Source organism: Pseudomonas vranovensis DSM 16006, assembly GCF_000425805.1.
Lineage (GTDB): Bacteria > Pseudomonadota > Gammaproteobacteria > Pseudomonadales > Pseudomonadaceae > Aquipseudomonas > Aquipseudomonas vranovensis.
In genome coordinates this window covers 344507-368490 of the sequence record NZ_AUED01000001.1, presented here as the reverse complement: position 1 = coordinate 368490, position 23984 = coordinate 344507, and the positions used below count along the sequence as shown (strand labels likewise).

Here is a 23984-nt window from a genome sequence, read left to right as displayed (position 1 = left end):
AGGGGGCTGGTTTGCCGCTCGAACGGCGCCTGGACTGCGACCGATTCGCGGTTGATCGCAGCCTCGTGCCTCGGCAGCGATTAAGGTTGCAGGCCAAACCCGTAGCCGCTGGCGATAGCCTGCAATCGGCTGCGCAGCGGTCGCCCGGGCCTACGCCAGCAAACTGGCAAACGGGATGAAGTCGAGCGAATCGCCTGCCTTGAACGTGGTACCGACCGGCACCTCAAGGAGTCCATCCGCCCAGGTAGCACTGAGCAAGGTCCCCGAGCTCTGGTTCGGCTGCAACACCGCTCGACCCTGCTCGATACTGACCCGCAGGTACTCCTGACGTCGTCCCGCCCTGGGCCAGTCAAACCCGCAGACCACCGGCAAGCGCATCTGTTCGACCCGGGCACGCCCCATGCGACGCAGGATGTAAGGCCGGGCTAGCATCAGGAAGGTCACCAGCGACGAGCCCGGATTACCCGGCAATCCAATGAACGGTACGCCGTTGAAATGAGCGAAGGTAAACGGCTTGCCTGGCTTGATCGCCAATTTCCACATCAGCACCTCGCCCGCTTCGCGCAACAGTGATCCGATGCAATCGGCATCCCCTACCGACACACCACCACTGCTGATGATCAAATCGGCGTTGCCTGCCCGTTCAAGGGCTGCGCGTATCAATGCCAGCTCGTCATTGACCTTGCCCAGGTCGATGACGTCACAGCCCATGCGCTGCAACAACGACTGCAATACCACACGGTTGCTGTCGTGGATCTGTCCCGGGGCCGGTACCTCGCCCTCGCCCACCAGTTCGTTACCCGTGGACAGCAAGGCGACCTTGAGCCTGCGCACAACCGATACGCGATAGATACCCTGGCACGCCAGCACCCCCAGGGCGATCGGACTCAACACCGTACCCTTGCCCAGCAGCAACTGACCGACAGCGGTCTCGCTGCCTTGCTGGCGAATGTTGGCGCCCTCGCGCAGAGTACCTTGCACGGCAATCCGACCGTCCTCCAGTACTGTGCAGTTTTCCTGCATCTGCACGCAGTTGGCGCCTTGGGGGATCGGCGCCCCGGTGAAGATGCGCGCACAGGTGCCCGGTGCCAGCGGCTCACCCGCCTGACCGGCAAATACGGTCTGGGAAACGGGCAAGGGAAAACCAATGGCATCGACCAGGTTGAAGGCGTAGCCATCCATGGCACTGTTCGACCAGGCTGGCGCATCGACAATCGCTACCACGTCACCGGCCAGCACACGACCCTCGGCATCGGCCAGGCCCAGCGTCTCGACCGCGTCGAGCGGGGCACGCTCTGCCAGCGTCAGCAGTTGGCCCAGCGCATCGTCAACCGCCAGTAGCGCAGGTGTATTCATTGGCGCGACTCACACAGTTGGCCAGGTTTCAGATGGGCGACAAAGTTGCAGGGCCGGTGACGGGCATCGAGCTGCTCGGCAAGAATCCCCTCCCAGGCGGTACGACAAGCGCCGGTGGAGCCCGGCACGCAACACACCAGCGTACCGTTGGCCAGGCCCGCCAGGGCGCGGGACTGTACAGTGGAGGTGCCGATATCCAGGATCGACAGGGCACGGAACAATTCGCCAAAGCCCTCGATATGTTTGTCGAGCAGGCACGCGACCGCCTCGGGCGTGCTATCGCGGGCGGTAAAGCCGGTGCCACCGGTCACCAGCACCACTTGCACCTGCTCGTCGGCAATCCAGGTCGCCACCTGGGCGCGGATCTTGTAGATGTCGTCCTTGACCAGGGCACGCGCCACCAGGCGATGGCCCATCTCCACTGCGCGGGTGGCCAGCAGTTCACCGGAGGTATCGGTCTGGAAGGTGCGTGTATCACTGACCGTCAGTACGGCAATGTTGAGCGGCACAAAGACCGCGTCCAGTTTCACACTCATATCGGTAGGCTCACCAAGGTTCATTATCTACGGGCAAACTAGTGGCTGACGCCTGGGTCGTCCAATCGACAGTTCCCAACACCCCATCGACCTCATCTATTGGCAACGCACCGCTCTGGGCCGGGCTTGATCGACCTCACCTATCAGCCGTTCACGATTTCTCATTGGACGAATATCAGTGCCATCGGTAACACTGGATATTCGCTTCAGATCAATTGCCGGGCCGTGCCATGGACATCAAACAACTCAAGTTTCTCATCGCCCTGGACCAGACCCGCCACTTCGGCCAGGCCGCCGCCCTGTGCCACGTCACCCAGCCTACCCTGTCGATGCGCCTGCGCAACCTTGAAGATGAGCTGGACCTGGTGCTGGTGACCCGCGGCCAACGCTTTGAAGGCTTCACTGAAGCCGGTGAGCGTATCCTCGCCTGGGCCCGCACCCTGCTGGCCGCCTACGACGGCTTGCAGGCCGAAGCCGCCAGTTGTCGCGGGCAGATCGTCGGCAGCCTGCGCCTGGGCATGGTGCCACTGTCGAGCATCAACCCCATGAGTTTTCTCACCCCACTGGCCCAGCGTTACCCCGAGTTGCAGTTCCAGCTCTCGTCCCTGAGCTCGGAGCAGGTCATCGATGGCTTGAGCCGCAACCAGCTCGACCTTGGAATCTGCTATCTGGACCAGATCAACACCGCCTACTTCGAGGTGATTGAACTGGGCTCCACCAGCATGGGCCTGCTGTACGACACCCGCCACTTCCAGTTCGACCAGCCCGAGCTACCGTGGGACCAGATCAGCGATCTGCCCTTGGGGATGCTCTCCAAGGGCATGCACTATCGCCAGTCGGTAGACCTGAGCTTTCGCAGCCGGGGCCTGTACCCCAAACCCGTACTGGAGAGCGACTCCACTTACCAGTTGATCCAGGCGATCTGCACCGGCATCTGCTGCGCCATCATGCCGCTCAACTGCGGGCTGGACGACCTGAGCGAACACATCCGCATCGTGCCGATTGCCAGTGCCAGCGTGCATGCGCCCATCGGCCTGTTGCTGCGCCGCAGCGAACCGCGCTCGGCCCTGGCGGAAAAATGCTTTGCCGAGGTCAAGGCCCTGCTCGATAGGCCATGACGACAAGCGCCCGGATCAGGGCGTACGCTGCGCCAGGTCTTCGAGCAAGTCGGCCGAAGGCACGAAAAACAGCCCCCCGGTGACCGCCGTACTGAAATCCAGCAGGCGGTCATAGTTGCCCTCGGGGTTGCCGACGAACATGTTCTCGAGCATCCGTTCGATGGGCACCGGGGAGCGCGCGTAACCGATGAAATAAGTGCCGAACTCACCGGCACCAGGGCGTCCGAAAGGCATGTTGTCGCGCAGGATCTTCAACTCCTCGCCGTTGCTGTCGGTGATGACGGTCAAGGCACTGTGCGAGCAACTCGGCTTCACCGACTCGTCCAGTTCGATATCCGACAGTTTGGTGCGCCCGATAACCCGCTCCTGGGCCTCGACCGACAACGCATTCCACGCCGTCATGTTGTGCAGGTACTTCTGCACCAGCACATAGCTGCCCGCCCTGAACGCCGGATCTTCATCGCCAATCAAGGTAGAGGCCTCGGCCTTGCGCCCTTCCGGGTTTTCGGTGCCATCGACAAAACCGATGATGCTGCGCATGTCGAAGTAGCGAAAGCCCTGCACCTCGTCGACCACCGTGACCGCATCGCCCAGTGCCTGCATCAACTGGGTGGCCAGTTCGAAGCACAGGTCCATGTGTTCGGCGCGAATGTGCAGCAACAGGTCACCTGGCGTCGCCAGGGCACGGCGTGCTGGCGGGCCGAACTCACGAAAGCCATGGAGGTTTGCCGGACGTGGCTGACCGAACAGGCGATCCCAGGCGCTGTCAGCAAAGCCACAGACACACGACAGGTTGCCGCCCTGCGAGCGCTTGCCCACCGAGCGGGTCAGCCCGGCGACGTCGGCGCACCAGCCGCGTACCTGTTCGGCTGCCGCCTCGCCGGGGTTGAGGGTGACAACGAGGTAGATCGCGCTGCGGGTGATGGGACTGCAGACGGCTTGGGGTTCGGGCATCGATTCAGGCATGGAGGTGAATACTGTGAGGCTGAAAACCTGCAGCCTAGCAGAGCTGCAATGTTTCGACACATTCACTTGACCGTAATTGTATATACATGCTCATATCTGCTGGCGTCGCCGCCCCGCGTCCGGCCGGTGACCCGACCGCTCGACAACAACAATATGCGGAGATCCACAGCAATGACCCAGGCCAGCGCCCCGCGCAGCAAGCCCTTGATCGAGCGCCGCTCGATTGACTACATCCCGGAGAATGAACGGCACGGACGCCTCTACAGCCAGTTCACCCTGTGGCTGGGTGCCAACCTGCAGATCACTGCCATCGTCACCGGGGCCTTGGCCGTGGTGCTGGGCGGCGATGTGTTCTGGTCGTTGATCGGCTTGCTGATCGGCCAACTGGCCGGCGGCGCGGTCATGGCCCTGCATGCAGCCCAAGGCCCCAAGCTGGGCCTGCCGCAGATGATTTCCAGCCGCGTGCAGTTCGGTGTCTATGGCGCGGCCATCCCGATTGCCCTGGTGTGCCTGATGTACCTGGGCTTCACCGCCACCGGCACGGTGCTCTCCGGCCAGGCCATCGGCCAGTTGCTGAGCGTCAGCGACAGTACCGGGATCCTGATCTTCGCCGCGGTCATCGTCCTCGCCACGGTGTCCGGCTACCGCGTGATCCACTGGATCGGGCGCATCGCCAGCGTGTTGGGGATCATCGCCTTCGTCTACCTGTTCAGCCGCATCATGGCCATTGCCGACATCAGCCAGTTGCTGGAAAACCGCCACTTCACCTGGGCCTCGTTCTTGCTCGCGGTGTCGCTGTCGGCGTCCTGGCAGATCGCCTTCGGTCCTTATGTGGCGGACTACTCCCGCTACCTGCCAAGCAGCACCTCCTCGTTCAAGACCTTCCTCGCCGCCGGCCTGGGTTCGGTGATCGGCGCCCAGGCGTCGATGGTCCTCGGGGTGTTCGCCGCCGCCATCGCCAACGGCCAGTTTTCCGGGCGTGAAGTGGCCTACATCGTGGGCCTGGGGGGCACCGGTGCCACCGCTGCACTGCTGTACTTCAGCATCGCTTTCGGCAAGGTGACCATTTCCACCCTCAACTCCTACGGCAGCTTCATGTGCATCGCCACTATCATCAGTGGCTTTCGCGGGCACATCGACGTCAGCCGCCGCCAGCGCCTGCTGTTCGTGCTCGCCATTGTCGGTGCCTCGACGGTGGTTGCCTTGCTCGGCCAACACTCGTTCCTCAGCGCCTTCAAGTCGTTCATCCTGTTCCTGCTGACCTTCTTTGTGCCCTGGAGCGCGGTCAACCTGGTGGACTACTACTTCATCACCAAGGAACGCTACGACGTACCGGCGCTGGCCGATCCCAAAGGCCGCTACGGACGCTGGAACATGTCCGGCATCATCGTCTACACCCTCGGTGTGCTGGTGCAGATGCCGTTCATTTCCACCAAGCTCTACACCGGCCCGATGGTCGCCTACCTGGGCGGCGTCGATGTGTCGTGGATCATCGGCCTGGTCGTACCGAGCGTGCTCTACTACCTGGTCGCCCGTGACAAGGCCGCCCAGGCACCGGCGCGGATGATCCTGCCAGATGCCGTCCGTTCCTGAGCCGAGCCCTTCGGTTACCCACCGCCCTGGCGGTGGGTAACCACCGTTCGGCGCCCCAATCATTAACGACATATTTCTATGCTGTAATTGATCTTGTAGGCCACTTCACCCCTCGAGGGTACTGCCATGAAGATCAAACTGCCCGTTGTGCTGCTGCTTGCAGCCTTGTGTACGCTCCCCGCCCTCAGCACCGCCGCACAAACCACCTCGCCCCCCGCCGACTCGGCCACCTTGATCACCCGCCTGGCCCTGCGTGACCTGTGGGTGGAGCATATTTTCTGGATTCGCAATTACGCCCTGGCCAACCAGCTGGGTGATCGCCAGCAAGCCGAAGTCGCCAGCCAGGAGGTGGTCAGCAACGCTACCGCCATCGCCAACAGCATTGCCCCGCTCTACGGCCAGCCTGCCGCAGATCAGCTGTTGAAACTGCTTGGCGGGCACTGGGGGGCGGTCAAGCACTACAGTGATGCCAGCGTCAGCCAGTCGGCCAGCGGCAAACAAGCGGCCGTGGCCGAGCTTTCCAGCAACGCCAAGGCCTTGGCCAAATTCCTCGCCACTGCCAACCCCAACCTGCCGGAATCGACGCTCAACACCCTGCTCGCCGCCCATGGTGGGCACCATGTCGCCCAGATCGACGAATTCGGCAAGAAGGACTACAAGACAGAAGCCGTCACCTGGAAACACATGCGCGAACATATCCTGGGGCTGGCCGATGCCTTGACGGCGGCATTGGTCAAACAGTTCCCGAACAAGTTCTGAGCGAGGTCAACCAATGTTCGAAGGCTTGGGACGCACCCAGCAGGATCTGCTCTCGGCACTGTTGTACAAGCCCGCCGGCATGAGCATTGAAGAACTGGCCGGCCAGCTGGCAGTCACCCGCACGGCTGTGCGTCAGCACCTATCGGCGCTGGAGCGTGATGACCTGGTGACGCGCGGTGAACTGCGCGCCACCGGCCGGCGCCCCGAGCAGTTGTATCAACTCAGCCGCCAAGGCCAGGAGCTGTTCCCGCGCCACTACCACCTGCTGGCGAATCTGCTGATTGGCGAGGTCGCCAGCTTGATCGGCGAAGAGGCATTGATTGGTCTGATGCGCAGCCTGGGCGAAAAAATCGCCCGTGACCTGAGCGCAACCCGGCTGGACGAAGCACAGATTGCTGCCCGCATGAAGGAGGTTGGCTACGAAGCCGAAGTGTTTTTCCGCTCAGGGGGCCCTGTGCAGATCGTCGCCCACAACTGCGTGTTCCATCAGTTGGCCGAGGCTCACCCGCAAATCTGTGAGCTCGACCTGGCGCTGATTGGCAGTCTGGGAGGTGGGCAGGTGCAGCACCTGGAATGCATGCTGCGCGGAGGACAGGTGTGTCGTTTTCAATTGTTGCGCGACGCCTCATAGCTTGGCGATCGACACCTCGGTGGATTTGACGAAGGCAATCACCTCACTGCCCACCCGCAATTCCAGCTCATGCACCGAACGGGTGGTGATCACCGAGGTGACGATTCCGGCGGAGGTCTGCACGTCGATCTCCGAAACCACCGGTCCTTCTATGATCTCCTTGACCGTGCCCTTGAACTGATTGCGTACGTTGATCGCCTTGATGGTCATATGCTGCTTCCTCGTTCTGGATGCACTGCCGCGCAGTGCTTGAGGTGGAGAGTGCGCTGCACCGATTAAAATTAAAAAGAATAAATACTTACTTAGTAAGATCGTTTAGAAATATAAAAAACGACATAACTAAAGATCTATAAGTTATTTATTTTAGATTTTTTAGATCATTTAGCATCACTGTATCTCTCCGAGCCCCAGTGAGCGCACCTTGCATATCGCCCCCTCAACCCCATTGCAGACAGCCCGGGCCCTGGCCAGCGAGTTTGCCCGCACCGTCGTCGAACGTGACCGCCAGGGCGGTACGCCCAAGGCAGAGCGCGATGCCATACGTCGCAGCGGCCTGCTGGCCCTGAGCATTCCCCGCGAGTTCGGCGGTCTGGGTGGCAGTTGGGCGCAAACCTTCGAGGTGGTGCGCGAATTTGCCCGAGTCGACAGCTCCCTGGCCCATGTCTTCGGCTTTCATCACCTGATGCTCGCCACCGTGCGCCTGTTCGCCACACCCGCGCAGTGGCAGCCCTGGTTCGAGCTCACCGCCCGCAAGCACTGGTTCTGGGGCAACGCTCTGAACCCGCTGGACACCCGCACCGTGGTCAAAGACCACGGCAGCTATCGCGAATTTTCCGGCAAGAAGAGCTTCTGCTCCGGCGCCAGCGACTCGCAAATGCTGATCGCTTCAGCCGTGGATGAAGCCGCCGGCGGCAAGCTGCTGATCGCCGCCATTCCCAGCGGCCGCAGCGGCATCACCCTGCATAACGATTGGCACAACATGGGCCAGCGCCAGACCGACAGCGGCAGTGCCACCTTCGAGCGGGTGCGGGTGGAGGAAAGCGACCTGTTGCTCGACCCTGGTCCCCTGAGCACGCCCTTTGCCTGCCTGAGGCCGTTGATTGCCCAGTTGCATTTCGCCCATGTCTTTCTCGGCATTGCCGAAGGCGCTTTCGAAGAAGCACGTCACTACGCCCTGACGGAGTCGCGGCGCTGGTTCAAGTCCCCGGTCGAGCAGGTGCATGAGGACCCATATGTACTCAATCACTTCGGTGACTTCTGGGTGCGTCTGCAGGGTGCGCGGGGCCTGGTGCAACAAGCCACCGCAGCGCTGGACGACGCCTGGAGCAAAGGCCCGGCGCTTACCGCCGAGCAACGCGGGCGCCTGGCAGTGACCATCGCCACCGCCAAGGTCGCCGCCAGCCGCGACGGCCTGGAAATTTGCAGCAAGGTCTTCGAAGTCACCGGTGCCCGTGCCACCCAGGCCTCGGTAGGGCTCGACCGCCACTGGCGCAACCTGCGTACCCAGAGCCTGCACGACCCGCTGGACTACAAGCTGCACGAACTCGGTGAGTGGGCCCTGAACGGGCAACTGCCGACTCCGACCTTCTACTCATAGTGTGACCGCCATGCAATTGTTGACCCTCCCGCCCTCACCGGCCCTGGCCACCTCGATCCGCGCCACGGCGCAGGTGTTCGAAGACCCCAAGTCACAGGCCCTGCTCGCGCACCTGCAACAGGTCGCCCCCAGTGAAGCCAGCGTACTGATCATCGGCGAGACCGGAACCGGCAAAGAGCTGGTGGCCCGCCACATCCACAACCTCAGTGGTCGGCGCGACAAGCCCTTTGTCGCAGTCAACTGTGGCGCGTTCTCCGAGTCGCTGGTAGAAGCCGAGCTGTTCGGTCATGAAAAAGGCGCCTTCACCGGCGCCCTGGGTGCCAAGGCCGGGTGGTTCGAGGAAGCCAATGGCGGCACCCTGTTCCTCGATGAGATTGGCGACTTGCCCATGGCCATCCAGGTCAAATTGCTGCGGGTATTGCAAGAACGCGAAGTGGTGCGCCTGGGGTCGCGCAAAAGTATCCCCATCGATGTACGGGTGCTGGCGGCTACCAACGTACAACTGGAAAAAGCCATCAACGCCGGGCATTTTCGCGAAGACCTCTACTACCGCCTGGACGTTGTCAGCCTGGAGCTGGTGCCCCTGCGCGAGCGGCCTGGCGACATCCTGCCGCTGGTGCGCCACTTCATCCAGGCCTACAGCCAGCGCCTGGGCTATGGCGCGGTGAGCCTGAGCAGCGAGGCCGAAGCCAGGCTGCGCAGCTATGGCTGGCCGGGCAATATCCGCGAGTTGGAGAACGTGATTCACCATACGCTGTTGATCTGCCGCGACGGTGTGATCCGCCAGCAGGACCTGCGCCTGTCGAACCTGCGCATCGAACGCGCCGACGACAACGGCGACTGCGACGACTCGGCCGAAGGGTTGCTTGAGCGCGCCTTCCAGAAGCTCTTCGAGCAAGCGCCTGGTGCGTTGCATGAGAAAGTCGATGATGCGTTACTGCGCGCAGCCTACCGCTTCAGTCATTACAACCAGGTCCACACCGCCAACCTGCTCGGGCTTAGCCGCAACATCACCCGTAGCCGGTTGATCAAGATCGGTGAACTGGCAGTGAACCGGCGGCGGCCGGCCGAGACTGTTCAGGGAGAGCGCGTGCTGAACCTCTCCATCTGAACCAGGTACGACCTGAACTGGGCGCACTTCATGTAGGAACGGGCTTGCCCCGCGAGAGGCCGTCACAGAACTCACCATTCCGCCAGCCACACCGCATCGCGGGGCAAGCCCGCTCCCACCGAGGAACATCTCACCCGCCGGCGAAGGTGAGCGGCGGCTGAACCGGGTACGCGCCTATCGGTAGACATCCCGCCCCGCCTCCGGCGCCAAGTGTCGGAACACCAGCGCCGACGCCATGCACACCACTGCGCACACGCCCATCACCGTGGCGATATCCCCCACCCCTACCTGTTGCTCAGCCTTGAGGCTCATCAACACGCCCAATAACGAAGCCGCAATGCCCACCGACACGCTCATGGTCAATTGCACCGTGGCCGCCGACAGGCTGCTGGCCCTGCTGTGCAACCGCGCCGGCACATCGGCATAGGTCAGTCCGCCCATGGCACTGAACTGCAGGGAACGGATCAGCCCGCTGCAGAACAACACCAGCACCACCAGCCAGTAGGGCGTATCCAGGTCGAAGCGAGCGCAGGCCAGCAGGCTCAGCCCCGTCATTACCGCGTTGAGGCTCAAGGTTCGGCGAAACCCCAGGCGCCGCACGATCCGTACCGCCAGCAGTTTCACCACAAACGCCCCCACCCCGCCGGTAAAGGTCAACAGCCCCGCCTGTAACGGGCTCAGGCCAAAGCACAGTTGAAACAGCAGCACCATCAGAAAAGGCTGCGCCGCCGTGCCCAGGCGAAACAGGTTTCCACCCCAGTAGCTGAGGGCAAAGCTGCGCACCCGCAGCGGCGAAAAATCCAGCAAGGGCTGCGCACACCGCCGGGCATGGCGTACATACAGCAACGCCGCCAACGCCCCGAGCACCAGCAGTACCGCCACCCACCGACGCGCCAGCAAGCCGTGGCCCAACGCCTCGAATCCGAACACCAACGCCCCCAGGGCGACGCTGCTGAGCAACAACCCGCGCCCATCCAGCGGCCGATCACTGGCGCCCGGGTAATCCGGGATGTGTCGCAGTACCAGGTAGATCCCCAGCACCCCGATGGGCAGGTTGACCAGGAAGATCCACTGCCAGGACAGCAACGTCACCATCAAGCCGCCCAGCGGTGGCCCGAGCATCGGCCCGATCAGGGGTGGAATGGTCAGGTACGACATGTTGCGCAGCAGGTCCTCACGCGGTGACCAGCGCAACAGGATCATCATCCCCACCGGCACCATCATCGCCCCGGCCGCCCCCTGGCACAGCCGCGCCAGGCACAGCTGCAGCAACGAACCGGCCAGCGCGCAGGCCAGCGACGACAGGGTGAACAGCACCATCGCCAACACGAACAAGCGCCGTGGCCCGAAGCGGTCGGCAGCCCAGCCACTGACCGGCACCGCCAGGGCCGCGGCCAGCAGGTACAGCGACACCACCAGGTTCATTCGCACACTGGGCACGCCGAGTTCGACGCCCATCTGCGGCAAGGCGGTCATCACCACAGTGGCGTCGATCAGCTCCATCAACAACGCACACCCAATAATGACCGGCACCCGCCGAGACGTATTGGCGACCGGCGGGGTCAGGAGCGGCGCCTGCAGCGCGCCCAAGTCAGAACAACCCCGAGGTCGGCGGTGGCGTGTCGGTCAAGTACCAGGCCCCCACAGCCGCCGCCTTCCAATGACGCGGGTTGTGGTTGGCCACGGTGCGGGCATTGCGCCAGTGGCGGTCGAGGTTATGGCTACGCCCGGTGGTCGAGGCGCCGCCGACATCGAACAACAGCTCTGCGGCCTTGAGCGCCGACTCGGCGGCAATGTACTGCGCCTGGGCGACATCGATGGCGGCCTGATCGACCAGCGCCGGATCAAGGTCGGCGGCCCAGGCCCGGTCGATAGAGGCTGCGGCGCGCAGCACCACCGCTTCGACAGCGAAGGCCCGGGCCGCGATATCGCCGACGCTGTGTTGCACATACGGATCATCGACCGAGCGCGTGGCGCTGCTGTGCTTGATCGGGCGGGCATGCTCGCGGGCAAAGCGGGTGGCATCGTTCAGGGCATTGCGGGCGATACCTGCCTGCACCGTGGCCAGGAACAACTGCAGGAAGGGCGTGACGATGGTGCGTTTGCCCTCCTCCACGGTGCGCGTACGAATCTCGTCGGCATACACCCGTACATCGTTGAGCCGGGTGGTACCACTGGCCGTCAGGCGCTGGCCCATCGCGTCGAAATCGTCCAGCAGCTCAAGGCCCTGGCGATCACGGGGCAACACGAAAGAAACCGGCTGGTCGTCTTCATCCAGGGCCACGGCACTGATCCAGTCTGCATACAGGGAGCCGGTGCTGTAGTACTTGCTGCCACTGGCCCGGTAGTGCTCGCCATCGCGAACGATGCGCGCACTGATCGCGCCGTTGACCCCGCCCACTTCCCAACCGGCGTTGCCCAGCACCGCACCGTCCAGGTAACGGGCGAACCAGCGCTGGCGCTCCACCTCGGCGCCCTCGGCACGGGACGCCAGCAGCCCTTCGACAAAACCGAAGCCGGGGCGCAATGCCTGGGCGACGTTGGAGTCCACCGAAGCGATGCGCAGCAGCAGGCCGATCACATCGCTGACGCTGCCTCCCGGCCCGCCGTGGGCTTCAGGAATGCGGCAGGTGTAAAGCCCGGCCTCGGCGATCTGACGCACCGCCTCATAGGGCAACCGGCGTTCGCGTTCACGTTGTGCAGCGCCTGCGCCAATCAGCGGCAGCAGGTTCTCGGTGTTGCCCTTGAGGTCGTCCAGGTGACGGCGTTGGGGTACTGCAAGTAAGCCAGGCATAAAGCATCCTTGTACAAATCGGGCGAGTCAGATCGCCAGGCGGAGAAATTCAAAACGGGTGCGCCGGCCGCTTTCCAGGTGCGGGATGGCATCGAGCAAGGCACGGGTATAGGGGTGTTGCGGGCGGTCGAAAACATCGCGCACCGGGCCGCTTTCCACCGCCACGCCGTCCTTCATCACCAGCACATGGTCGCTGACATGGTTGATCACCCCCAGGTCGTGGGAGATGAACAGGCACGCCAGGCCCAGTCGCTGCTTGAGGTCGTCGAGCAGCTCGAGAATCTGCGCCTGCACCGACACATCCAGGGCTGAAACCGGCTCGTCGCACACCAGCATCTGCGGCTGCGCCGCCAGCGCCCGGGCAATGGCGATGCGCTGTCGCTGGCCGCCGGACAGCTCGATCGGGCGACGCTCCAGCAGGCCCGCATCAAGGCGTACCAGGTCCAGCAGTTCCAGCGCTCGGGTGCGCCAGCTGGCGCGCAGGTGCCCGGCCACTTCCAGCGCCTCAAACAGCACCCGCTGCACGGTGTAGCGTGGATCGAAGGAGCTCAGCGGGTCCTGGAACACCACCTGGATGCTGCGCCGCAGCTGGCGTTTTTCACCATCGCCAAGGCTCAGCCAGGGCCGGCCCTTGATCTGGATATCACCGCCATCGGGGGGTTCCAGGCCGAGGATCATTCGGGTCAGGGTGGTCTTGCCCGAGCCCGACTCACCGACGATCCCCAGGGTGCGGCCCTTGTGCAGTTGCAGCGAGACGCCATCGACCACCGTGCGCAGTTGCCCGTCCGGGCCCTTGAAGGCTTTGCTCAGGCCCTGCACCTGCAACAGTGGCGCAGCGGTTTCGACCGGCGCCTGGCTAACCGCGGCCAGCGCGGGCAACTGGGGCCGGCGAAAATGCACGGCAGCACCCGCCTTGAGCAGGTACTGGGTGTAGGGGTGCTGCGGGGCCTGCAGCACCGCTTCGACGCTGCCCTGCTCGACGATCACCCCGTTGTGCATCACCGCCACCCGATTGGCCAGGCGCGAAACCACCGCCAGGTCATGGCTGACGATCAGCATGGCGGTGCTGTCGCCACGCAGCGATTCAAGCAGGTCCAGCACCTGGGCCTGCACGGTGGCATCCAGCGCCGTAGTGGGCTCGTCGGCGATCAGCAGGCGCGGGTTGCAGGCAATGGCCGAGGCGATCAATGCCCGTTGGCGCAACCCACCCGACAACTGCCAGGGATACTGCCGCGCCCGCAGTTCAGGCGACGGCACGCCCACCAGGCGCAGCAGTTCCAGCACCCGTGCCTGGCGCTGCTCACGGTTCAATGCGCCGTGCAGTTGCAGGGGTTCTTCGATTTCCTTGCCCACCGGCCGCAAGGGATCGAGCGAGCCCAGGGCGTCCTGCATGACAAAACCGATCTGCGCGCCGCGCACCTGGCGCCAGGCGCGCTCCGAGAACGCACGCAGATCCTGCCCGGCAAACGCCAGGCGACTGGCCTGAACCTGGGCATGGGCGCCGGTGAGCCCGGCCAGGGTGCGCGAGGTGACGCTCTTGCCCGAGCCGGACTCGCCCACCAATGCCAGGCACTCCCCGGCCTGCAGGTTGAAGCTGATGCCCTTGAGCACCGGCGCGCCGTTTGCAAAGCGCACCTGCAGGTCGCGCACATCAATCAAGGGTTCCAGCGGTTTGATGCTCGCGTTCATGAGCGTTTACCTTCGTTGCGGCGCAGCAGTTCGCGGCCGATGGCAGTGATCGAAACCACGGTGAGGGTGATCGCCAGGGCCGGCCAGGTCGCCAGCCACCAGGCGTTGGCCAGGTAATTGCGGCCAATGGCGAGCATGCCGCCCCACTCCGGCTCGGGCGGCGGCGCGCCAAAGCCGAGGAAGCTCAGGGCGGCGCCGGCGACGATAGTGCTGCCGATGCCGATGGTGGCCAGGATCAGGATCGGCTTGATGGCGTTGGGCAGCACGTGCCGCCAGATCACCTGACGCCGTGCCAGGCCCAGGGTAGTGGCCGCTTCCACATAGCCGGCACCGCGCACCACCAGGGTTTGCGCACGCACCAGGCGGGCATAGCGCGGCACACTGGCGACACCCACGGCGATGATAGTGTTGACGGCGCCCTGACCGAAAAAGGTGATGATCACCAGTGCCAGCAGCAGGTCGGGAAACGCCAGCAGCACGTCCACCAGGCGCATCACGGCACCATCCACCCAGCGCGGTCCGAGCCCCGCTGCCAGCCCCAGCACGGTCCCCAGTACAAGGCCCAGGGCGGTGGCGCTCAGGCCCAGCACCAGCGAGGGGCGCACCGCGTACACCAGCCGCGCAAGAATGTCGCGGCCGTTCTCGTCGGTACCCAGCCAATGCAGGCTGCTCGGAGGCTGGAACGCCTGGCGCGCGCTGGCCTCCAGCGGGTCGGCCGACACCAGCCAGCCTGGCGCCAGCGCGGCCGCCAGCAGCAGCGCGACGAACAGCGCCGCCAGCACCAGGCCCGGGCGCACAGCCAGTTGTTGCAGCTGTCGACGCCGTCTGCCAAAGCGCGCCTGGGCCTGGATCAGCCCGGCACTGGGCAACACCGCGGCAGTTGAATTGATCGGCGCCATCGGCCACCTCCAGTCACAAAGGGTTGGGATTCAAGGCGCCGGGTTGGGGACCTGGCGGTGGATCTGTTCGATGCGCGCCAGCGTCTCCTGGTCGAGCTTCACATCCAGCGCATCGAGGTTGTCGGCCAGTTGCACAAGGCTGGTCTGCCCGGTCAGGGCGCTGCTGACAAAGGGCTGGTTGATGACAAAAGCCAGGGCCAACTGCGCCGGGCTCAGCGCCAGTTCGGCGGCCAGTGCCACGTAGGCGGCAATGGCCTGGTGGGCGCCGGGGCTGTCGTAGCGATTGAAGGTGCGGTACACCGACGACAGCCGCGAGCCCTCGGGCAAGGCGCCGTTGAGGTACTTGCCGGTCAGGGCACCGAAGGCCAGCGGCGAGTAGGCCAGCAGGCCGAGGTTTTCACGCTGGCTGAACTCCGAAAGGCCACCCTCGTACAGGCGATTGAGCAGGCTGTAGGGGTTCTGGATGCTGACAATGCGCGGCAGGTCCTGCTCGCGGGCCTGGCGCAGGAACTCGGCCACGCCCCAGGGCGTTTCGTTGGACACACCGATATGGCGGATCTTGCCCGCCTTCACCTGCTCTGCCAGCACCTGAAGTGTTTCGCCGATGCTCACAGTCTGGGCGTCGTCGGCCACATAGGGATATTCGCGCTGGCCAAAAATATTGGTGGTGCGGTCCGGCCAGTGCAGTTGGTAGAGGTCCAGGTATTCGGTTCGCAGGCGCTTGAGGCTGCCGTCCAGGGCCGCGACAATGTTGGCGCGGTCGTGGCGCGTACGCCCTTGGCGGATATGCGCGCCCGCCCCCGGCTGGCGTGCCGGGCCGATGATCTTGCTGGCCAGTACCACCTCATTGCGCCGCCCGGTTTTGGCCAGCCAACTACCGATGAAGCGCTCGGTGCTGCCCCAGGTTTCGGCGTGGGTTGGCGTGGGGTACATCTCGGCGGTGTCGATCAGGTTGATGCCGGCAGCCAGGGCCGCATCGAGCTGCTGGTGGGCGTGGCTTTCGCTGTTCTGGTGGCCCCAGGTCATGGTGCCAAGGCCGAGGATGCTGACCTGGATGTCGCTGTTGCCGAGTGTGCGTTTGATCATGGTGAGTCCGTGTGCGATAGGAGAATTCAGACAGCCGCGGCTGCCCGTTGGTATTGGCTGGCCGGGTACGGCAGGCCCAGGTGGTCACGCAGGGTGCTGCCCTGGTAGTCGTGGCGGAACACACCGCGCTTTTGCAGCAGCGGCACCACCTCGTCGACAAACGCCTCGACACCGGAAGGGAACATGTCGGGCATGATGTTGAAGCCGTCGGCGGCACCGGCACGGAACCAGTGCTCCAGGGTGTCGGCGACCTGCTCCGGGGTGCCGACCATCAGCCGGTGGCCTACCAGAATCCGCCGCGACAGCTCGCGAATGGTCAGGTTCTCCCGGCGCGCGAGGTTCAACTGGGCTTCGAGAAACCCATGGGAGCCGCGCTCGAAGGCATTGACCGGGCCAATGCGCTCCCACGGCAAGGGCGCGTCCAGTTGCAGCTCGCTGACCGCCAGCCCTACCCGCGCCGCCACCTGGTTGATCAGCCCTTCTTCGCCGTAATAGGCATTCAACTCATCGAAGCGCGCATGGGCCTCGGCCTCGGTGCTGCCGATCACCGTCGACAGCCCCGGCATGATCTTCAGGTGCTCGGGGTTGCGCCCCCACTGACGAGCGCGCTGCTTCATCTCCTGGTAGAACGCCAGGCCATCGACCAGGGTGGTCTGGGTGGTGAAGATTGCATCGGCATAGCGCGAGCCCAGGGCCTTGCCGCCCTCGGATGAACCGGCCTGCACCAGCACTGGCCGGCCCTGGGGCGAGCGCGGCAGGTTCAGCGGCCCCTTGACCGAGAAGTGCTGGCCGACAAAGTCGATGGCATGGACCTTGGACGGGTCGGCAAAGCGCCCGTCACGGGCATCGCCGATCACCGCATCGTCTTCCCAGCTGTCCCACAGTTTGAGCGTCACGTCGATGAACTCGTCGGCCCGGGCATAGCGGTCGACGTGACGCGGTGCCCCGGCCAGACCGAAGTTCTGCGCGGCGGCGTCGCCGGCGTTGGTGACCACGTTCCAGGCCGCGCGCCCGCCACTGATATGGTCGAGCGAGCTGAAGCGCCGGGCCAGGTTGAATGGGTCGTTGTAGCTGCTCGATGCCGTGGCGATCACGCCGATGTGCTGCGTCGCCAGGGCCACGGCGGTGAGCAGTACAGTCGGCTCCAGACGCCCGGCGGGCTGCTGGGCGATGTCACCGACCAGCGCCGGGCCATCGGCAAGGAAGATCGCATCGAGTTTGCCGCGTTCGGCGATGCGGGCGATGTTGCGGTAATACTCGACATCCAGGTAGGCATCGGCGGCCACCTCGGCCTTGCGCCAGGCCCCGGCGTGGGCGCCGAAGCCGAGGATATTCATACCGATGCTCATCTGTGCGGTGGACTGGCTCATGGCAACTCCAAAGTGAGGGGTTTCAAACGGCACTGGCTTCATCGCGGGCACCGGTATCCTGCTGCGCGGCATGCAATGCACGCCAGGCCGCACCCGGGCTGATGCCGTTCAGGTAGTAGTTGCCCAGTGCCTGCTCGCGGTAGATCGCCGGATTGTGCGAGGCCAGGGTGCGGGCATTGCGCCAGTGACGGTCCAGGCGCCGGGCCTGGCTGGTGGCCGAGGCTCCGCCTGCCTCGAACAGCAAGGTGGTGGCTTCCAGCACTTGCTCCAGCACGATCTGCTGGGCCTGGAAGGTGCGGATGTCGGCCTCCACGTAATGGGCTTCGGTGACCGAACCGCTCTGCTCGGCTTCGTGTACCTGCTGCAGCACCTGGGCCACGTCCAGCACCAGGGCTTGCGCGGCATAGGCCAGGCTCGACAGGCGGCCGATCACCCGTTGCACCAGCGGATCATCCTTGGGGCTGGACTGCCCGGGAATGCCGAAGGCGCGGGTGCGGCCCTGCACGAACGCGGTGGCATCGCGCTGCACGGCGCGGGCTATACCGGCCAGGGTGGCCAGGTGGAACAGCTGGTAGAACGCCGAAAGGTACGACTCGGCGCGCAACTCGCCCGGTTTGAAGCGGCGCAATACCTGCTCCGGCGCCACCGCCACTTGATTGAAGCGGGTGGTGCCGCTGCCGCTCAGGCGCTGGCCAAAGCCGTCCCAGTCGTCTTCCAGGCGCACGCCAGGGGCCGAGGTCGAGACCACCACGCTGACAAAATCCTTGTCGTCCACCGCCACCGCTGCCAGCCAATCGGCGTAGATGGCGCCGGTGCAGTAGTACTTCTCGCCATCCAGCAACCAGCCGGCTTCAGGCGCTGCGGGGTCGGCCGGGCTGAGCAGCACCGAGTTGCCGGTGGTGTCGGTGCGCTCGGCCATGGCCGCGCCCCACAGCTGCCCGGCCGCCACCTTGGTCAGCCAGTACTGCCGGGAATCGGCATCGTCACTGGAGAGCCGGCCTTCGACAAAGCCGAAGTGGGCACGGAAGATCTGCGGCAGGTTGGAATCTGCTTCGGCCAGATCGATCAGCAAGCGAAACAGCACCGGCAGGCTGACGTGCGAGCCGCCCTGGGCCAGGGGCACACGTAGCGCACCAAAGCCCGCCTGGCGCAACCAGGTCACGGGGTCGTGAGCCAGCTGACGCTGCTGTTCGCGTTCGACCGCGCCTTGGCCAATACGGCTGAACAGCGGGGCAAAGCGTGCCAGCAGTTGCGGGTAATCCAGGCCGGCGCTGCTGGCGGCCTGTGGGGTGTGCGGTTGATGAGCAGTCATGGTGAGTCCTTGATGCGGGTTCATACCCGAGTGCTACGGGGGTCGACCCAATGGTTGATCAGGTCGACGACAAAGTTGACGACCACATAAATGGCCGCCGCCAGCAGGGTGATGCCCAGCAGCAACGGCATGTCCTTGCTCAGGGCGGCGTCGAGCATCAGCCGGCCGATGCCCTGGCGGGCAAACAACATTTCGATGATCACTGCGCCGCCCAGGAGGCTTGCGAAAACAAACCCCGACAGCGTCACCAGCGACACCAGGGCATGACGCAGCGCGTGCTTGAGACGCACGCCAGTCTCGGACATGCCCCGGGCCCGGGCCATGGCGATGAAGGGTTGTTCGAGGATGTCCTCAAGCGCCTGGCGCAGCACCTGGGTCAGCACCGCCGCAATTGGCAAGGCCAGTGCCAGGCTGGGCAAGATCAACGCCTGCCAGCTGCCGGAGCCCGAGGGCGGCAACAGGTGCCAACCAAATGAAAAAAGCAACAACAACAGGATGCCGATCACGAACGATGGCGCCGACGACAGCACCAGCTCCGTACCGGACACCAGCGAACGCACCCAACGCGGCCGGTTGGCGCTGAGCACCGCGCACACCAGCGCCAGCAGCACCGACACCAGCGCCGCGGCCAGCGACAGCTGCACGGTGGCGCCCAGTTGCCCGCCGATCACTTGCAGCACCGGCATGCGCAACCGGTACGACTCGCCCAGATCGCCCTGGGCCAAGCGCCCCAGGTATTGGCCGTACTGCACCAGCAGCGGCTGGTCCAGACCATATTCGGTGCGCACCTGGGCAATCAGCTCGGCACTGGGCATCGCCTCGGGGCCGCCAAGAATCGCCAGCGCCGGGTCGCCAGCACTGAGGTTGATGGCCAGGAAGGTCAGGGTTGCTGCGCCCCAGAGCACGCCGACACCGGCCGCAAGGCGCCAGAAAATACGCTGCAGGGTGTTCATAGGCCCTCCTGGTCGAGCCAGACGCTGGTGAAAAACGGGGTGTTGTGCGAGGTGTCGAAAATCAAGCCCTTGACCGCTTTGCGGTAAGCCAGCAGCACATGGCTCTCGAACACCGGTACCGCCGGAATGGTGTATGCCAGACGTTCCTGGGCGGTGCGGTAGAGCCCGGCCAGCTCAGCCGGGTCGGTAGTGCGCCGGGCCGCGCTGAGCACCCGGTCAAGTTCGGTGTCGCGAAAACGTCCGGCGTTCTGGCCGATCAACTTGGCCGTGCTGATCGCCTGGCTGTGGTAGAGAATGAACAGCCCGTCCGGTGTATTGGTGTGCCAGTAGCCGCCGCCGATCAGCTGGAAATCGCTGGCGTAGCGGCGCTGGGTGACTTGTGCCAGCGGCAGCAGGTCGATGTCGATTTCCAGGCCGATCTTTTTCAGGTCCGACTGGATGGCCACGGCGATGCTGCTGGGGTAGGCGGCGGTCTCGTAGGTGAGCAGGTGCGCGGCCAGGCGCTGGCCGTTCCTGACCCGATAACCCTGGGCATCGCGTTGCTGCCAGCCAGCCTGGTCGAGTATGCGGTTGGCCTCGTTCACGTCGTAGGCCAGTGCATCCTTGAACGCCGGGTCGTAGTAGCGGGTGTTGGCCGCGAGAAAATCACCCTTGGCCAAGTACTCGCCAAAGCCGGTGATCCACGCCAGGCCTTCGCGGTCGATGGCCTTGGCCACGGCCCGACGCACGTCGACGTCATCAAAGGGAAAGCGCTCGACGTTGAAGGTCAGGCTGCGAAACGGGTTGGCCTTGCGGATGCGGCTGCGCAGTTCGAGCGCGGGGTTGCTGCGAATCGCCCGGGCGTTCTGGGTCGGGGCATCGACGGTGAAGTCCGACTGGCCCGACTCCAGGGTACTGAAGCGGATCATCGGCTCAGGGACGATACTCAGCTCCAGGCGGTCCAGGTAGGCCTCGCCCTGGTGACGGGTCACGGCCGGCGCCCAGTTGTAGCCCTTGCGCTTGACGAAGTTAGCCCCCTGGTCACGGGTGTAGCTTTCCAGTACGAAGGGCCCGGAGCCGATCGGGTGCTCGGCGATGCTCTTGGGTGCTTCGAGAATCTGGCGGGGCGAAATCATGCTCAGCCAGGATTGCGCCAGCACATCGAGAAACGGCGAATAGGGCTCGCGCAGGTGCGCCTCGAAGGTGTACTCATCGATGATGCGCCCGTCCACATAGGGAGCAATGTAGGCCGCCGCCAGCGGCGACTTGGTGGCCGGGTCGCGCATGTGCTCAAGGTTGACCTGCAATGCGCGGGCGTTGAATTTCTCGCCGTCGCTGAAGGTCACGTCGTCACGCAGGTGAAAGGTGTAGGTCTTGCCGTCGGCCGAAATATCCCAGGCCTTGGCCAGCCACGGCGAGATGTTGCCCTGCTCGTCCTGGTACAACAGGCAGTCGAACAGGATGCGCCCCAGCCACTGCACATTGCCGTGGGAAATCGAGTGTACATCCAGGGTGGTGGTGTCCGAGGCGGTCGATACCCGCAGGGTGCCGCCGGACTTGCCCGGTGTGGCCTCGAAATAATCCTGGGCGGCATAGCTCAGGGTACCGTTGCTGAACGTACCATCGATTGCGCTGGTAGCGCCCTGCCCCGCGTCACCCGCAGGCTCGCAGGCCGCCAGGGCCAGCAGCGCGCCGAGCGCGCCCAGCCGTGTGAATACACTCATGTGGTTCTCCCGCGGGTGCCGAGCAAACGGCACCCGCCCCTGGCTCAGAAGTTGTAGGCGATACCGGTGTAGGCACCGAAACCGTCACCCGGATACAGCGCCGCGGTGTCCTGGCCTCTGGCGTCATAGGTAGGCAGCAGTGCGGTGGCGTAGTCCTGGTCGGTGAGGTTCTTCAGGTCCAGGTACACCTGCCACTTGTTGTTCGGCGCGTCGTAGCCCAGGCGTGCCCCCCACAAGGTGTAGGACGGCGCGTAGAAACTGTTGGCGTAATCCACCGCCGTGCGCGAGGCCGAGCGCACATTGACCCCGGCGTAGAAGCCGTTGGCGTATTGGTAGAACAGCTCGCCCTGATAGATGTGCTTGGGCAGGCCGGGCAGCTCGTTCTTGCTGAACAGCGGGTCGTGCTGGTAGTGGAAGTCGTTGAGGGTGTAGGCCTGGCGCCAGCTCAGTACATCGCCGTTGGCCCGTTGCCACAACTTGGTGGTCAGCCCCGCTTCGACGCCCTGGTGAATGGTCGGGCTGGCGTTGGCGGTGGAGACCACCGAAGCCGAGGTGGTGGTCGCCGGGATGATCTCGACGTTGAGCAACTCGTCCTTGATCCAGGATTTGTACAGGGTCAGGCTGCCGTCGAAGATCTCCGAGCGACCGCGAATGCCCAGTTCCACGGTGTTGGCGCTTTGCGGCACCAGGGTCTTGGCGAAGTTGGTGGTGACCCCGGAACCGGAACTGGACCAGGAGCTGGGCGGGTCGATTGAACGGCTGACGTTGCCGAACACCTGCACATCGGGCGTCACGTAGTAACGCAGGCCTGCACGCGGCGCCAGCTTCCATTCCTGGTAGCGGTAATGGCTGGGAAAGCTGCTGGTGTTGGGCCGGTCGCTGAAGGTCACATCGACATTGCGCTTGACCTCGATGGCCGAGACGCCGGTAGACAGGTACAGGTTGTCGGTCAGGCCCAGGTCGTTGCCCAGGGTGAACACATGGTCGAAGGAGCCGTCGTACTCGACCTGCTTCTGCAGCACGCCAAGGTCTTTGTCACCCTTGTAGGTACGCACCCCCGAGCGGATGTGCTGGGTGCTGGTCCAGCCCACCGTGGTGGTGCTGGGCAGGCCCAGCAGTTCATCGCTGCGGGTGTAGTTGAGCGAGTAGTTGATGTCGCGCCAGTCCCAGTAGTTGGGGTTGACCGTGCTCTTCTTGCTGAGGATCTGCGGGTAGTTGTGATAGACCAGGCCGGCCACCAGCGTCGAGTCGTCGTCGAAGGTGTAGGTGGTCTTGCTGCCGACCCAGGTCGAGCCTTCCTTGGTGGAGTCGGCGCGGGTGGCCTGGGTGGCCGGGTTGGTCTGGGTGGCGTTCTTTTTCAGTTGCGCCCGGGTCAGGGTGCCCGAGTTCTCGTGGTACTCCTCGCGGTAGCGGATATACAAGCGGGTTTCGAGTTTCGGGTTGAAGCGATAGCCGAAGTTGGTCACCACGCCCTTGGCCTTGGTGAAGGTGAAATCCTGGTAGCCGTCGCGGCGCGAGTTGTCGACGCTGATGAAGTAATCGCCATTGCCTGCCGCGCCGCCGGTGCTCAAGGTCTGCTTTTGCCAGCCGAAGCTGCCGCCCTCGACCTTAATGCGGTTACCCGGCGCGGTGAGACCCGACTGGGTGACGAAGTTGATGGCCCCACCCAATGACAAGGCGCCGAACTCGAAGGCGTTGGCCCCGCGCAGCACTTCGGTGTAGTTCAGGCCCTGGGTGTCGAGCAGCTCATAGGGCGTGCCGCCGGCGCCGGTGAGTGCCAGGCCGTCGAACAGGAACTTGGTGCCTTCGCGGAAATAGCCAGGCGAGGTATTGGCGCCCGAGCCACGAATGGAAATCTTGATCGCGTCGTTGCCACCGGCGGCCTGGGCATACACACCCGGCTGGTAGGCCAGGGTGTCTTCCAGGGTCGCCGAGCGGCCCTTCTCCACCTCGGCCTGAGTGACCAGGCTGGTGCCCCCGGGGATTTCGTCCAGTTGCGCCTGGGCCTGTTCCACTGGAGTGACTTTTGCGGCCTGGACCGTCACGGTCTGCAGGCGTTGTTCGGGTGCTGCGCCGTCCTGGGCCTCGGCCAAGGGGGCCAGGGTCAGCAGTGCTGCGCCAACGCCGGCCAGTGTCCAATCTCTCCCTACTACTTTGGTCGAATGAATGCGTATTGCGGATGTTGCCCGAGGCACGAAATTCAAGGTCTTGCTCCCCACCTGATTAAAAAATAGGCGAGTTTCTATTGGTATAGTCAATCTCGAAGAGGGCTGTTGCAGCGACCGTGCCAACCTTTAAAACCCTTTGTTTACGGGTAGTTGGCACGCCATTGCCGGTTAAACCATTGTTCGGATTACAGGCGATGTGTGGATCTGCTGTTGCCTGGCAAACAGTTGGCCAGGCGATAGATCAAGCCTTGGTAAAAAATGCTTTGATAGATTTGCTCGATAGGCTCATCGACAGCCTTGATTAGCCCATACATTCAGTAAGGGAATACACTACCGCGCATCC

General features: G+C 64.1%; 20 protein-coding genes. 6 read left to right on the top strand and 14 right to left on the bottom strand.

Translation table 11 applies throughout. The features are described 5' to 3' along the window. Positions 1-150: 150 nt before the first annotated feature. Positions 151-1356 (bottom strand): molybdopterin molybdotransferase MoeA, encoded by a 1206-nt coding sequence (locus H621_RS0101920; RefSeq protein ID WP_028941744.1) that lies wholly within the window; start codon positions 1354-1356, stop codon positions 151-153. After that, the gene (gene moaB / locus H621_RS0101915) at positions 1353-1892 is read right to left on the bottom strand and encodes a molybdenum cofactor biosynthesis protein B (RefSeq protein ID WP_028941743.1); all 540 of its coding nucleotides are present in this window, start codon (positions 1890-1892) and stop codon (positions 1353-1355) included. Before moaB ends, H621_RS0101920 begins: the two co-directional genes overlap by 4 nt. A 230-nt stretch (positions 1893-2122) precedes the next feature. On the opposite strand from moaB, the gene H621_RS0101910 reads away from it, so the two are divergent. Further along, positions 2123-3010 carry a LysR family transcriptional regulator gene (locus H621_RS0101910; protein ID WP_028941742.1) on the top strand — a complete coding sequence of 296 codons (888 nt, stop codon included), beginning with the start codon at positions 2123-2125 and terminating at the stop codon, positions 3008-3010. Positions 3011-3025: 15 nt separating this feature from the next. Here the strand turns inward: H621_RS0101910 and H621_RS0101905 are convergent, their stop codons facing one another. Beyond that, on the bottom strand, positions 3026-3976 hold the full coding sequence (locus H621_RS0101905; RefSeq protein WP_028941741.1) for a Dyp-type peroxidase: 951 nt from the start codon (positions 3974-3976) through the stop codon (positions 3026-3028). A gap of 171 nt (positions 3977-4147) precedes the next feature. Between H621_RS0101905 and H621_RS0101900 the strand changes: the two genes are divergently transcribed. The 3 genes from H621_RS0101900 to H621_RS0101890 all read left to right on the top strand — a co-directional run bounded on the left by H621_RS0101900 (position 4148) and on the right by H621_RS0101890 (position 6959). After that, positions 4148-5569, top strand: a complete 1422-nt coding sequence (locus H621_RS0101900) for a purine-cytosine permease family protein (protein WP_028941740.1) — start codon at positions 4148-4150, stop codon at positions 5567-5569. Between the two features lie 126 nt (positions 5570-5695). After that, complete coding sequence (locus H621_RS0101895) at positions 5696-6328, top strand: hypothetical protein (protein WP_028941739.1); 633 nt, start codon at positions 5696-5698, stop codon at positions 6326-6328. A 13-nt stretch (positions 6329-6341) separates the two neighbouring features. Further along, positions 6342-6959 (top strand): helix-turn-helix transcriptional regulator, encoded by a 618-nt coding sequence (locus H621_RS0101890; protein ID WP_028941738.1) that lies wholly within the window; start codon positions 6342-6344, stop codon positions 6957-6959. Here the strand turns inward: H621_RS0101890 and H621_RS0101885 are convergent. Continuing rightward, the gene (locus tag H621_RS0101885; protein ID WP_010227092.1) at positions 6954-7169 is read right to left on the bottom strand and encodes a TOBE domain-containing protein; all 216 of its coding nucleotides are present in this window, start codon (positions 7167-7169) and stop codon (positions 6954-6956) included. The genes H621_RS0101890 and H621_RS0101885 overlap by 6 nt on opposite strands. Positions 7170-7380: 211 nt before the next feature. Here H621_RS0101885 and H621_RS0101880 point away from each other — a divergent pair, with 211 nt between their 5' ends. Both H621_RS0101880 and H621_RS0101875 read left to right on the top strand, forming a co-directional pair. Next, positions 7381-8556 (top strand): acyl-CoA dehydrogenase family protein, encoded by a 1176-nt coding sequence (locus tag H621_RS0101880; RefSeq protein ID WP_028941737.1) that lies wholly within the window; start codon positions 7381-7383, stop codon positions 8554-8556. Between the two features lie 10 nt (positions 8557-8566). Next, on the top strand, positions 8567-9667 hold the full coding sequence (locus tag H621_RS0101875; protein WP_028941736.1) for a sigma-54 interaction domain-containing protein: 1101 nt from the start codon (positions 8567-8569) through the stop codon (positions 9665-9667). A gap of 174 nt (positions 9668-9841) precedes the next feature. Here H621_RS0101875 and H621_RS0101870 read toward each other — a convergent pair whose 3' ends face one another. The 10 genes from H621_RS0101870 to H621_RS0101825 form a co-directional block, all read right to left on the bottom strand. Continuing rightward, positions 9842-11170, bottom strand: coding sequence for an MFS transporter (locus H621_RS0101870; RefSeq protein WP_167332082.1), 1329 nt, complete (start codon positions 11168-11170; stop codon positions 9842-9844). 88 nt (positions 11171-11258) lie between these two features. Further along, the gene (locus H621_RS0101865; protein WP_028941734.1) at positions 11259-12461 is read right to left on the bottom strand and encodes an acyl-CoA dehydrogenase family protein; all 1203 of its coding nucleotides are present in this window, start codon (positions 12459-12461) and stop codon (positions 11259-11261) included. A gap of 27 nt (positions 12462-12488) precedes the next feature. Next, entirely contained in the window at positions 12489-14150 is a 1662-nt protein-coding gene (locus H621_RS0101860) for a dipeptide ABC transporter ATP-binding protein (RefSeq protein WP_028941733.1), read from the bottom strand. Next, complete coding sequence (locus H621_RS0101855) at positions 14147-15049, bottom strand: ABC transporter permease (protein WP_028941732.1); 903 nt, start codon at positions 15047-15049, stop codon at positions 14147-14149. The genes H621_RS0101860 and H621_RS0101855 overlap by 4 nt, the downstream gene beginning before the upstream one ends. 30 nt (positions 15050-15079) lie before the next feature. Beyond that, the gene (locus H621_RS0101850) at positions 15080-16135 is read right to left on the bottom strand and encodes an NADP(H)-dependent aldo-keto reductase (protein ID WP_028941731.1); all 1056 of its coding nucleotides are present in this window, start codon (positions 16133-16135) and stop codon (positions 15080-15082) included. 26 nt (positions 16136-16161) lie between these two features. After that, positions 16162-17505: an LLM class flavin-dependent oxidoreductase gene (locus H621_RS0101845; RefSeq protein ID WP_028941730.1), complete on the bottom strand. Its 1344-nt coding sequence runs from the start codon at positions 17503-17505 to the stop codon at positions 16162-16164. Between the two features lie 22 nt (positions 17506-17527). Then, entirely contained in the window at positions 17528-18817 is a 1290-nt protein-coding gene (locus H621_RS0101840) for an acyl-CoA dehydrogenase family protein (RefSeq protein ID WP_028941729.1), read from the bottom strand. 20 nt (positions 18818-18837) lie between these two features. Continuing rightward, positions 18838-19770 (bottom strand): ABC transporter permease, encoded by a 933-nt coding sequence (locus tag H621_RS0101835; RefSeq protein ID WP_028941728.1) that lies wholly within the window; start codon positions 19768-19770, stop codon positions 18838-18840. Beyond that, on the bottom strand, positions 19767-21473 hold the full coding sequence (locus H621_RS0101830; protein ID WP_028941727.1) for an ABC transporter substrate-binding protein: 1707 nt from the start codon (positions 21471-21473) through the stop codon (positions 19767-19769). Before H621_RS0101830 ends, H621_RS0101835 begins: the two co-directional genes overlap by 4 nt. 44 nt (positions 21474-21517) lie before the next feature. Then, positions 21518-23668 (bottom strand): TonB-dependent receptor family protein, encoded by a 2151-nt coding sequence (locus H621_RS0101825; protein WP_245219027.1) that lies wholly within the window; start codon positions 23666-23668, stop codon positions 21518-21520. Positions 23669-23984: the final 316 nt, after the last annotated feature.